Source organism: Dapis brunnea BLCC-M229, from assembly GCF_050015995.1.
GTDB lineage: Bacteria > Cyanobacteriota > Cyanobacteriia > Cyanobacteriales > Microcoleaceae > Trichodesmium.
On record NZ_JBNHEP010000313.1, the window covers coordinates 47,349 to 58,549 of the forward strand.

Annotated in this window: 13 protein-coding genes; 8 read left to right on the plus strand and 5 right to left on the minus strand. The window is 37.9% G+C overall.

All coding sequences use genetic code 11. The features are described from left to right. Positions 1-31: 31 nt before the first annotated feature. A complete protein-coding gene (locus ACP6PM_RS36035; protein WP_426591679.1) occupies positions 32-175 on the minus strand; it encodes a hypothetical protein in 144 nt (47 codons plus the stop codon). Positions 176-523: 348 nt separating this feature from the next. On the opposite strand from ACP6PM_RS36035, the gene ACP6PM_RS36040 reads away from it, so the two are divergent. The 3 genes from ACP6PM_RS36040 to ACP6PM_RS36050 are packed head-to-tail and all read left to right on the plus strand — an operon-like array spanning position 524 to position 5,002. Next, entirely contained in the window at positions 524-2,722 is a 2,199-nt protein-coding gene (locus ACP6PM_RS36040) for a dynamin family protein (RefSeq protein ID WP_426591680.1), read from the plus strand. An 18-nt stretch (positions 2,723-2,740) separates the two neighbouring features. Continuing rightward, the gene (locus ACP6PM_RS36045) at positions 2,741-3,715 is read left to right on the plus strand and encodes a TRAFAC clade GTPase domain-containing protein (protein WP_287287119.1); all 975 of its coding nucleotides are present in this window, start codon (positions 2,741-2,743) and stop codon (positions 3,713-3,715) included. Positions 3,716-3,724: 9 nt separating this feature from the next. Continuing rightward, positions 3,725-5,002 (plus strand): putative Ig domain-containing protein, encoded by a 1,278-nt coding sequence (locus tag ACP6PM_RS36050; protein ID WP_426591682.1) that lies wholly within the window; start codon positions 3,725-3,727, stop codon positions 5,000-5,002. A gap of 273 nt (positions 5,003-5,275) precedes the next feature. Here ACP6PM_RS36050 and ACP6PM_RS36055 read toward each other — a convergent pair whose 3' ends face one another. Continuing rightward, complete coding sequence (locus tag ACP6PM_RS36055; RefSeq protein ID WP_426591684.1) at positions 5,276-6,097, minus strand: YaaW family protein; 822 nt, start codon at positions 6,095-6,097, stop codon at positions 5,276-5,278. Positions 6,098-6,226: 129 nt separating this feature from the next. Here ACP6PM_RS36055 and ACP6PM_RS36060 point away from each other — a divergent pair, with 129 nt between their 5' ends. Then, complete coding sequence (locus ACP6PM_RS36060; protein ID WP_426591686.1) at positions 6,227-7,309, plus strand: NAD(P)/FAD-dependent oxidoreductase; 1,083 nt, start codon at positions 6,227-6,229, stop codon at positions 7,307-7,309. 154 nt (positions 7,310-7,463) lie between these two features. On the opposite strand, the gene ACP6PM_RS36065 is transcribed toward ACP6PM_RS36060, so the two are convergent. Continuing rightward, complete coding sequence (locus ACP6PM_RS36065) at positions 7,464-7,685, minus strand: hypothetical protein (RefSeq protein ID WP_426591688.1); 222 nt, start codon at positions 7,683-7,685, stop codon at positions 7,464-7,466. Positions 7,686-7,893: 208 nt separating this feature from the next. Here ACP6PM_RS36065 and ACP6PM_RS36070 point away from each other — a divergent pair, with 208 nt between their 5' ends. After that, on the plus strand, positions 7,894-8,862 hold the full coding sequence (locus ACP6PM_RS36070) for a DUF4384 domain-containing protein (protein ID WP_426591690.1): 969 nt from the start codon (positions 7,894-7,896) through the stop codon (positions 8,860-8,862). Between the two features lie 162 nt (positions 8,863-9,024). Here ACP6PM_RS36070 and ACP6PM_RS36075 read toward each other — a convergent pair whose 3' ends face one another. Both ACP6PM_RS36075 and ACP6PM_RS36080 read right to left on the minus strand, forming a co-directional pair. Next, the gene (locus tag ACP6PM_RS36075; protein WP_426591692.1) at positions 9,025-9,420 is read right to left on the minus strand and encodes a type II toxin-antitoxin system VapC family toxin; all 396 of its coding nucleotides are present in this window, start codon (positions 9,418-9,420) and stop codon (positions 9,025-9,027) included. Beyond that, entirely contained in the window at positions 9,417-9,653 is a 237-nt protein-coding gene (locus ACP6PM_RS36080; protein ID WP_426591694.1) for a type II toxin-antitoxin system Phd/YefM family antitoxin, read from the minus strand. The genes ACP6PM_RS36075 and ACP6PM_RS36080 overlap by 4 nt, the downstream gene beginning before the upstream one ends. A 237-nt stretch (positions 9,654-9,890) precedes the next feature. Here ACP6PM_RS36080 and ACP6PM_RS36085 point away from each other — a divergent pair, with 237 nt between their 5' ends. The 3 genes from ACP6PM_RS36085 to ACP6PM_RS36095 form a co-directional block, all read left to right on the plus strand. After that, the gene (locus tag ACP6PM_RS36085) at positions 9,891-10,217 is read left to right on the plus strand and encodes a DUF433 domain-containing protein (protein WP_426591695.1); all 327 of its coding nucleotides are present in this window, start codon (positions 9,891-9,893) and stop codon (positions 10,215-10,217) included. Between the two features lie 3 nt (positions 10,218-10,220). Next, a complete protein-coding gene (locus ACP6PM_RS36090; RefSeq protein ID WP_426591697.1) occupies positions 10,221-10,562 on the plus strand; it encodes a DUF5615 family PIN-like protein in 342 nt (113 codons plus the stop codon). Between the two features lie 219 nt (positions 10,563-10,781). Continuing rightward, the coding region (locus ACP6PM_RS36095) for a tetratricopeptide repeat protein (protein ID WP_426591698.1) at positions 10,782-11,201 on the plus strand (420 nt) is incomplete at its 3' end.

The following is an 11,201-nucleotide window of genomic DNA, read 5'->3' on the forward strand; positions in this document are numbered from 1 at the left end:
GGGGCGATTCGCGAATCGCCCCTACAGTGGTTTACCCACGAATAGCGCGAATTAGTTTAGTCGCAGCATGAGAAACAGCATAAATAATAATGGCAGTACCATAAGCTCCTGCAACTATCAAACCTGCTTCTTTATTTTCTATTGCTACGTCACTCATTTTATCAATTATTTTCATGGGATTGTTTTTTTGGATTTCTACACAAGTTAATGTTATGTCAGCTTTTTAGTTTTCCCTGTCACCACTCCAGTAAAAAATCACTTTTACTAAGTAAATACTACTATTGCTAGTAATAGTTTCAAAAGTTATAATTACATCCTATTAAGAAATATTAAAGAAACTTCGTTTCAAGGAGAAATTGTGGGCTTTAATAATGGATATCAGACATCTCTAAAAATGAAAATTTAACCCCTGTCACACCCTGGCCAAAACTGAGTTTCTGAAGATGTTCAATAGACATATACAGAAAAATCTGGTTTCTCCGTTTAGATTTGTGTATTTCTAAGTATACGATCGATAAAAATTATGAGTAGAGTCCAAAAAATTACTTCTATTATAGAACAGCGCCAACCTCTAGTAAACAAAATTGAAGGTGTTAAGAAAAATCTAGAATTGCTTTCTTCAGCACTTAATAGACTTGAAAATTATCGGGATGAATTAGTTGATCGAGTAGACAATCCAAAAGTAATTGGACAACTTAAGGAAATTAATACATCTCCCATTCAACTTAATATTTCTAGAGAGTTAGATACTCTTTACAAACTCAAAACTCGCTTCTCTCGTGATACTCTCAATATTGCTGTAGTTGGACGAGCAGGACAAGGTAAAAGTAGGTTATTGCAAAGTTTGACTGGACTAACGGCAGCAGAAATTCCCGATGGCAGTGGCCAGCATTGCACGGGAGTCCGCAGTACAATTCATCATAATGCAGAATTTGAAACTTCTGGTGAAGTTTGGTTTTATACCGAGCGCTCGTTTTTGGATGAGGTGATAATGCCTTACTACAATCAATTACAATTGGGAGGAAAACCAATTACCTTAAACGAATTTGCTAGTAATGCTTTACCAAAACTACCTGAAAACCAAAAAGGTGCAGTAGTTGAGGCTAAATATGAACACTTACGAAAATATCATACTCATCTCGATCAATATCGAAACCTGTTGCAGGAATCTTCACCCCGTCGAATTACTAGAGATGAAATTCGGGAATATGTAGCTCAAGATAATCTTGCAGGACAACGAATATACCATAATTACTTGGCAGTTAAAGAGGTTAAAATTACTTGTAATTTCCCCAATACTGAAGTCGGGAAAATTGCTTTAGTCGATCTTCCAGGACTAGGCGATACAGGAATTGGAGATGAAGAAAGACTAATTAATACACTAAGTCAGGATATTGATTTAGTTCTTTTTGTCCGAAGACCAAATGTTGGTCGTGACTTTTTAGGTGATGTAGATGTAAGTCTTTATGATATTGCTCGTTCTGCTTTGGTAGACCTACCCTTAGAAAAATGGTCTTTTATGGTTTTTAATAGAACAGATAGTAATTCTCGCTTAGGTGATAACTCTTCTCTATGTGAACAATTAGCAGCAGACCTGGGAAATAAGCATATTAATGTTTCTGAGTCGGTTATCGCTGACTGTGCAAACCCAGATGAAGCTAATGAAAAGATTTTGGATCGAGTTCTGAGTTATTTAGCAGCAAATATTACTTCTCTTGACCGGGAGTATGCTTCTTCTTGTCAAGAGCGTTTGAAAGAAATTCAAAGTACAGTAGATGCAGAGGTACAGAAAGCGAAAAATGCTCTGGGACAGGCAAGACAACCAGCAGAAACAGCGCAGTTTGAAGTCTTGTTTGAGAAGATTTGGAAACAACTTACCAGTGGTCTTGAAGGGTTGTTAAGGCGTTTAAGTGAAGAAGTAGATAAATACGATCGCGACTTTCAGGAGTCGGTGGATATAGCTCTCCAAGAGTGTAAAGATGATACAGGAATTCCATCATCCCTAGAAGAGATAGAGGTCAGGCGTGATGAGGAGAAAGCCTATGAAATTGCCTACAATATGTATCTCAATGAAATTCGTGCTCATTTGTCGCAAAAATTTCTGTCTCTAGATGAAGGTTTAAAGCGTTCTTTAAATCGAGTTAAATCTATGGTAACAGAGGTGCTTGTTGAAAAAGGGCGTTTAGGAAACTTGGCTGAAGCAAGAGGAGCAGAGTTTCTTGAAGCGATCGCCACCTTACTCCCAGAGCAACTCATTGAAGGGGAACCCAGCAAACTCAAATATGGCTTTAAAATTCTGGCAGAGTTTGAGCTGTCTTATCGCGGATTTGTGCAGCACCGAATTCGTAAGTGTCTGGATGGTATGACTCCAGATAAAAAGAGACTTAAACTTTCTAGCTCTTCATCAGCTCAAGAAATAATGAATAGTCTGAAAACCTTGCAAAGCGAAGCCGTTTTTGAGTGTGAAAATGCCTTAGAAGATTTACTTTCTGAACCTTCTCAAGCTGGTTTTGCAATTGTTGAAGAATTTCTCGATCGCGTACTTAGAGCAGAAGGAGTAAAGATTGAATGGCGTATCTTTCTAAATCAAGAGCGTTCTGCCGTCTGGCCAGAAGAATTTGAATTACTCGGAGAACGTACTAAGTTGAGACAAGATTGGTTGGCAGCAGTGGAGTCTGTAAATCAAGCGAATCAATTGGATGCAATGCAGTTTATTAGTTAATAAAGTAAGGAGATTAAAATGGTACAAGAACTGAAAATTGCGATGATGGGAGCTAGGGGTGTGGGTAAAACTAGCCTCTTGACAGCTATGTATGAGCAGTTCGGTAAAACTATTGGTCAGACTGGCTTACAACTCACACCCGATCAAGAAAGTAGTGCTATTTTACAAGAACGTCTAGGGGAATTGAAGGCATTAGTGGACAATTTTGAAGCAACGGGAGGATTAGAGGGCGATAGCGAACTTCGGTCTTATATTTTTGATCTAGGAAAGAAGGGAGCCAAACCATCTTTAAGATTAAACTTTCAAGACTTTCCTGGTACTTGGCTTTCCAGTAAAGCTACAAAAGAGCAACAAGAATCTGTTACGAAACTTCTAGAAAATTCTGTAGCAATTTTGATTGCGATTGATACTCCTGCACTAATGGAAGTAAAAGGAAAGTGGCATGAACTTCAAAATCGGCCTAAGCAAATTAAGGATTTGTTTGCAAGTGTTTACCAAGAAATGAAATTACCACGTCTAGTGATATTTGCACCAGTCAGGTGTGAGAAGTATATGCAGACCACAAAAGATGCTACCAGTCTACTCAAAAGTATTAAAGAGGGATATGCCGATCTGCTTTCTCTTTTTGGCGCGGAAAATCTAAATCCTTGGGTAACAAGTGTAGTTACTCCTGTTCAGACTGTGGGAACGGTTGTTTTCTCTAGAATTGAGATCGAAAAGGATGGACCACATTTTTATTTTCGTAAAATTAGTAACGAAGTTGAATATGATCCTCAAGATAGCGATCAGCCTTTGCGGTATCTTTTAAGATTTGTTTTGAAGCTACATCTGGCTCAAAAAAAATCAAGATGGTTAGGTTTGGCTGGTATTTTTCAAGAGTTTTTGGGAATGAATGAACATCTTAAATCAGCAATTATTCAGTCTTCTCAAGGATGCAAAACTACTACTGGTTTTACTGTATTACAAGGACAAAATTGGTTAGATATTAAATAGGAGTAAACTATGAAAAGGATTTATGTTCAAAGCGGTGGAATTTCGCAAGATGACGACTATCAGTGGAAAGAAATTAATTTTGATAATGACACCCAAGATATTGTAGACTGTCCCCTATTGGTTAAAAGTTTTAAACATTTGCTGGACTCTAAAGCTCCTTCACTATTATTAGCAAGGAGTAACAAGCAACTACTTTTGCTAGTTACAGATATACCAAGTCAGCGAAGGGATTATATGAATCGAATAATCCGTAATTCTGTGGCTTGGATTGGTGAAAATAAAGATGAAGATGAACAGATATTGAAAGCTTTAGCAATTCGAGGGTTACAAAGTCTTCTAGGGGAGGATTATTCATTTCCTCTGGAAATTAACAATGCAGTAAAGTCGGATGCAAATAAAGGTTTTATAGTGAATCGAGAAGGTCTTCAAGCTGAGATTTTAGCTCAAGATTTTCAACTGGAAGATAAATCTCAAAACTTACCCCCAAGGATAGAATATAAAATAGCTACAAAAGGTGAACAGCGAGTTAATGAGCTAATAGATGAGCTAAAAAAACACAATCTTCCACAACATGATGGTGCTTTAGTAGTTGTCACAAAAAATAAAGCAGAATTAGCATTGAAAAATGCTAAAGTGTGGCGTGGTTTATCAGCGCTTGTTGAATCTAATGATTGGCAGAAATATTCAGTATTTTCGGAGGAATTATCAGGAGTAAAAAAGCGCTCAAAGAAAAACTTAATGAGACCGTTAATAATTTTATTAATAATCCTCTTAAGTAGCGGGATAATCGTTAGGTCATTAATTAACTTTTTTGGAAATAATCCACCAAATACACCTCTGACTTTAGATACTAAAATAATCCTAACAGCCAAAAATAGTGGCGATCCTACAACTTTAGAAAGTTTAGAATTTGGTATTAAAAAAACAATACCAGTACAACCCTCTGATACACCTAATAATATCGCTACTACATCTAATATTGGTATTACTGTAGGCAATGACAAAGAAGATGACAGTCTAACTCCTGTAATTATCAGTGTTCCATTGGGTATCAATGAACAGACAACTTATAGCTTTACTCCTGTGATCGGAAACTTAAAAAGTCAAAATCTACAATTCGCGATCGATCAAAAACCTGATTGGGCAACTTTTGATTCCAACACAGGGAAACTCTCTGGTACTCCTAACAAGGATGATGTTGGTAAAAAATATAATCTCATTATCACTGTGAGTGATAAGAAAGAAACAATAAACCTACTACCTTTCAGTTTAACTGTCAACCAATAAATAATGAACAAGTTTGATTAACAGTAAATTAGGATAGGGGTATTTTCCCTCATAATTTAGCAGTGGGAGCATCTTGCTCCCGCGAGTGAGTGATATCATTTCCAATAGCATCCGTATTGTATAGAAAAGTTAAGAAAGAACGAAGAAACTGTCAGAGAAGGAAAAGCCTAACATTAGGATAGATGTTTCCCTTTTACACTAACTATACCAACGGACATGATATTACCTCTATCAGTGTCTAGCCATCCCTGCCCAAATCAGTGTCTAGCTCCCCTAATTCAACAATCTAATTTGGGCCAAAACAAACACAGCAGGAATCACACGACCATAATTTGTGGCGATCGCTCTCCAACCCAAATCGGCCAAAAACCAAGTCCACAACATAGGACCTAAAAATCCTAAAGCTGTCCGTACTGCTCCATAACGAGCTGCACTAAGAGCCATCCCTCGGTTAGCCATTTGCATAGTGATGTGACTTTGAAATTGAGTTGCTGCTGTTGCTCCACCTTTGACTAATGCTGCTTTTGCCACTTCATATTTAGCAAAATGAATGGCAAATTGACGGGCTAATTGCTTTAGTAATATTGGTTTCAATACCGAACTTACGGCAAAAGCGGTACTACCTTTAAATAGTAAACTTAATGGATTTTTTTGTATTGATATTGGTATAGGCTGAGGAAAGTTATACTCAGCGAGGGAATTTTGTATATTTTGGGCTAAGATATCTTGTTGGGATCTAGGCAAACGTTTCCAGGTTCGACCTAAAACATGGAGAAATACCTCTGCTTCTAAATCTGTGGTTGAAAGCTTTTGAGAATAGGGAATCTTTAGATAACCACAGACCTTGATTAAAGCTTGCCGATAACTTACCTTCCGAGTCTTTCCCCGTAATACCGTCATACCATCTGCAGCCAGATAACGAAATCTTTGGTCTAGTGCATCTAACCAAGCTTCGCGATCGCGACTTTGTACATCTATTGGTAGAGGAGTCTGGAAATAATCCAAAGGATTGATCCCGCGCCCAAACAAAAGTCCTGTTAACTGTTGTAACTCCTCTTCTGTTGCTAATTCCAGTGCTGCTGTTAGTTCATCCAACTTACATTCCCTCCACGCACACAAAGCACTACGATTATACTTTAATTTAGTTTAACTAAGCCAACTTTAAGATTAACATTAACCAACTAATTATTATAACATAAAATATTTATTCTAATCTTAAAATTTATGAACAACTCCCAAAAATTTGATATTGCCGTTATTGGTGCAGGTATTGCTGGTTTAGTCTGCGCTCAAGAAGTACAGAAAGCTGGTTATTCGGTGGTGGTGTTGGAAAAATCTAGGGGAGTGGGGGGTCGCATGGCAACTCGCCGAGTATCGGGAAGTCGCGCCGATCATGGAGTACGTTACCTCGAACCTACAGGTAAATTTTTGCAACAATTAATTAATAATCTAAAAACTAAAAAAAATAGCTCCGATACCGAGCCTATTCTGCAACTTTGGACAGATAAGATTTATGAACTAACTCAACCCCAGGGACTACTACTCCCTATTCCCAAAAATTGTTATATTGCGCCCCAGGGAATGAACTCTGTCGGCAAATTTCTTGCCCAAGATTTAGAAATTTGGTTTAGTCGGCGAGTACAGACTATGCAACCAGTGGCAGAGAAAAATTGGTATTTGAGTCTGGAAATTACTAATGATGCTGTTACTGAAAAACCAACAGAAGTAATGGCAAAAGCTGTAGTTTTAGCTATTCCTGCACCCCAAGCTTTAATGATTTTGGAAAAACCTGTTGCGGAAATACAGCCAGAGTTTCTTAAGCATCTGCGTTTTGTAGAATACGATCCTTGTATTTCTGTGATGGCAGGATATTCTCCAGAATTACAGGAAAATTTACCAGAATGGCAGGCGATCGCCTTTCCCAATGATGAGTATCTCGACTGGGTAGGTATTGATAGTAGCAAAAGATCCTATGCTACTCAACCTGTATTTGTCATTCAAAGTAGCGCCAAGTTTGCTACTACCCACCTTGATACCCCAGACTTACAACCAGTAGGGAAGGAATTACTAGAGTATACAGCACAAAAGTTATTGCCGTGGTTAAGTAACCCAGAATGGTTGCAAGTTCACCGATGGCGTTATGCTTTTTGTCGTCAACCTTTGGATATTTCTTGTCTGACTACAGAGTTGCCATTGCCATTAGTGGGTGCTGGTGACTGGTGTGGTGGGAATAATATTGAAGGTGCTTTTGCTTCTGGGTTAGCTGCAGCAAATTGGTTGAGTCAGATGGAGTTCCTTAATGGATAATGAATAATGAATAATGGATAATTACCTCTTTCACAACTGGGGATTAATGATCAATTATCTATTGTTAATGAAGAAGTTTACAAAAAAAAGGGCATTACTGTTTGTAACGCCCGAATAAGTTAATAAAAAGCTGGTTTAATCTACACAAATACTTTTAAAAAAAGTTACCCAAATCTAGGCTATCACCAATATTGCTTGGTGGAGTTGTTGGAGTAGAATTCAAAGTATTTATCAGAGAAGCTACACCTGCGGCAGTGCTTGCTCCAGTTGCTATACCGTTGCCTACTCGCTTTTCATTTTTTTCACCAGCAGATAGACCTCCGGAGATGGCTCCGGCAACAGTTGAAATTACAAATATACTGATTGGATCGATCATTTTTTTTGTACCTTTGAGGTTCAAATTTGACATTTTTAATCTAACAAAATTACCACTAACTGTGAAGTAAAAAAAGTAGAATAATGTAGAAGTAGAATAATGTATAAACAAGTAGAATAACCATTTATAAATATCTATTGATATGGTATTGGCATGAAATAATTTGTTAGACTATAACAGTAATAAAAATTATGGGAAAATTAAAACTATGGCCAGTTCAAACTATAAGGATAATGAAAAAGAATTTCTCCAAAATATGGCAGTTAAGTTTTGCTTTTCTGATAATACGGAAATAGCTTTTTTTGAACGTCTCTACAATACAGACGTGGGAAGTTGGGAAAAACTGGCAAATTTGGTGGGTGACACACTGAGAGAAAATTCTAAAAAGAAAACAAATGAAAATAGAGATAATTCTAAAAAAGATGAAAATGATAATGAAAATAAAGATAATTCTAAAAAAGATGAAAATGATGTGGATGTTGTGAAATTGCTGAGAGACCGCTGGGATAAAAAAATCTGTCCAGACCTCGCTCCAATAATGGCAAAAGATGGCTATCAATTTAATGGAAAAAATAAGTGGCAGCTTGTCAGAAAGTGGTTGATTGAAGTTAAGTATCCAGAGTGGTTGAAGGAAAAACAAAAGTTGGAGGGAATTTTACCAATACCACAGTTGTTGACAGTTTATAGTCTCTGGGAAGAATTGAAATTTAGAACAAACCCAACTGAGAAAATGGGACCAAGAGTACAGAAAATAAGTGACATGGATATGTATGAAGCTGATTCTGATTATCCTAATTCTGTACCTTTAGGAAGTCACATTAAATTTGAGGTACAGTTGGAACGTCTGGGATATTTAACCCTATTAGAAAAAGGTACTTCTGGCAAATTGTATTGTCTGTCTCCTTCCTTTTTGGCACCTGCTCCCCATTTTAATCAGACTGGTGTCATATCCCTACCACAAGAAGGAGCGCCAAAAAATTCTTTTAAACTAACTGGTAAACCAGGCGTTGAGGAGATAATAGCAGCGATCGCTCCTGAACGTCCAAAGTTGGATTGGTTGCCGAAACCAGATCAACCACCTTTGTTGTTACAGGGAAAGCATTTACAGGAATTTTTGGTATATTTTGAGGGGAAGTCAGATTGTACTTTGTGGTATATGGATTATCAGGTGGTGTAGTTATGGAGTTGACCTCTCCCCCAACCCCTCTCCTCCCAGGAGAGGGGAGAAGAGTTGTTAATTTTAAATCAAAAACTTCCCCTTCCCTTGCAGGGAAGGGGGTCGGGGGGTTAGATCTGATACGTCCGCTGCTTACACTTTCTCTTAAGGTCTGTCTGTCCACTACCAAAGTGTCTGGACATGAGGATAGTTCAAAATCTTGGCATCACAAGTTACTAATACAATTCCGTATCGTCTAGCGATCGCTACTAAAATTCTGTCTGCTGGATCTTTATGGAAGGTCTCAGGTAAGGATGTACTGGCAATAGCATCTAATGGAGACAGGGGTTCAATTACAATACCGGAATGAGTTGAGGCCAAATTGTACCATTCATCAATGGGTAAAGGTAGTACCAATTTACCAATGCTTGATTTAACCGCAATTTCCCAAACCGAAATTGCCGATACTAGCAGACCATTATTGGGTTCCTCCCTATCAATTGCTATCTTGGCAGGTTCTGATAATTGACTGGGGTTATGAAGTAGCCATAACCAAACATGAGTATCAAGTAAAATCATTCTCCTAAAGCATCCCAAAGTTCAGACATCGGTTCATCAAAATCAGCAGCAATTTTGATTGGCATTCCCCGTAATGGATAATTTTTTGTAGATTTGTCAGAAATAGTATAAGGAACAATACGAGCAACTGGCAAACCTTGACGGGTAATGACAACTTCAGACTGGTTAGCAGCAATTTCGTCAATAATTACTGTTAGGTTAATATTGGTTTTGTCTAAGTCTAGATGTTTCATATAAAAGGAGCAAATTAATTATGTACAAAATTTTACAAGCAATTTGTCAAAATGGCAATCTGATATTTAGATGTAGGGTGTGTTTGAGCGAAGCGTAACGCACCAGCAGAAATTATTGTGATTATTGACAACGGGAGCAAGATGCTCCCACTGACTCCTTAATTAATCATAATAAATCAGCTACCTGTGGTTATGAATGCAACCTGGTATAATCAATTTATTGAGAACTAAATTAAGATGAAATTAAAAGATTTAGAATCCCAACTTTTGGCATTAACTCCCGCAGAAAAGTTTCAAGCTATCCAACTTTTGGCTCAAACTTTTACTAATACTTGGTCTGGTATCGAAAAGACTCCCGGTGTCTGTGGGGGTAATGCTTGTATTGCTGGTACTCGTATTCCTGTCTGGGTATTAGTTAATGCTCGTCGTTTGGGTGTGAGTGAGTCGGAGTTGCTGCAAGACTATCCTAGTCTCCAAGCAGCGGATCTGGTTAATGCTTGGAATTATGCTGAGGTATATTCTCAGGATATTGAGTTAGCTATTCGAGAAAATGAGGAGATTTAACCTGTGGCACGTCTCTATGCTGACGAACAGTTTCCTAGACGGGTTGTAGAATTGCTTAGGACTTTTGGTCACGATGTTCTCACAGTACAAGAAGCAGGATTAGCTAACCAAAAGATTCCCGATCTAGAGGTACTAGCTTTTGCTACTCAAAATGAACGTGCAGTTTTAACTTTAAATCGAGTTGATTTTTTTCGACTGCATCGTACTTCATCAAATCATGGGGGGATTATTGCTTGCAAGGATGATTTCGACAGAGAAAGGATGGCTAATAGAATTAATGATGCAATTTCTACTCAAGAAACGTTAAGAGGTCAATTGATTCGAGTTAAACGCCCACAGCAATAATAAATTAATACCATTTTAGTAAAGTTATAGCATGAATCTTAATTCTTGCTTTTTTCAGGGGGGTTGGGGGGATGAAACTCTTTCAGATGTAGGGTGTGTTTAAGCGAAGCGTAACGCACCAGCAGAAATAATTGTGATTATTGACAACGGGAGCAAGATGCTCCCACTGACTCACTTTAATCGGACATGATACAATTATATAAATAAGGAGAAACTAATATGAATGAAGAACAACAACAACGCTTAGAAGCTTGTCTAAATTTAATTGACCAACTGCTAAATTGCCCTAATGGCGAGGAGCAAGCAACTTTACACGCTAATTCTCAGTTATTAGATGAAGTTTTTGTGGAAGTGATGAAATGGGTAGCAGCTAAGATGGCAGAAAATGGGGAAAGCAATGCAGAATGGTTGCAAAGCTTTGCTGAAGGAATAGCAGAAATGATGGAGGAGTGGGAACAGCTAAATGACCAAGTGATTGAACTCTACAACGCAGGTAAATACGATGAAGCAATACCCATTGCCGAACAAGCGACGACATTAGCACTACAACTCTGGGGAGAAACTCATGCCAATGTTGCAACTTCCCTCAACAACCTAGCACAATTATATAAATATCAAGGCAGATACGAAGCAGCCGAA

Bases quoted from the DNA above. Each gene is read 5' to 3' on its own strand.
- ACP6PM_RS36070 (WP_426591690.1), top strand. From the start codon at position 7,894: ATGGCCAGTTCAAACTATAAGGATAATGAAAAAGAATTTCTCCAAAAT.
- ACP6PM_RS36065 (WP_426591688.1), bottom strand. From the start codon at position 7,685: ATGATCGATCCAATCAGTATATTTGTAATTTCAACTGTTGCCGGAGCC.
- ACP6PM_RS36050 (WP_426591682.1), top strand. From the start codon at position 3,725: ATGAAAAGGATTTATGTTCAAAGCGGTGGAATTTCGCAAGATGACGAC.
- ACP6PM_RS36035 (WP_426591679.1), bottom strand. From the start codon at position 175: ATGAAAATAATTGATAAAATGAGTGACGTAGCAATAGAAAATAAAGAA.
- ACP6PM_RS36060 (WP_426591686.1), top strand. From the start codon at position 6,227: ATGAACAACTCCCAAAAATTTGATATTGCCGTTATTGGTGCAGGTATT.
- ACP6PM_RS36085 (WP_426591695.1), top strand. From the start codon at position 9,891: ATGAAATTAAAAGATTTAGAATCCCAACTTTTGGCATTAACTCCCGCA.
- ACP6PM_RS36045 (WP_287287119.1), top strand. From the start codon at position 2,741: ATGGTACAAGAACTGAAAATTGCGATGATGGGAGCTAGGGGTGTGGGT.
- ACP6PM_RS36080 (WP_426591694.1), bottom strand. From the start codon at position 9,653: ATGAAACATCTAGACTTAGACAAAACCAATATTAACCTAACAGTAATT.
- ACP6PM_RS36040 (WP_426591680.1), top strand. From the start codon at position 524: ATGAGTAGAGTCCAAAAAATTACTTCTATTATAGAACAGCGCCAACCT.
- ACP6PM_RS36075 (WP_426591692.1), bottom strand. From the start codon at position 9,420: ATGATTTTACTTGATACTCATGTTTGGTTATGGCTACTTCATAACCCC.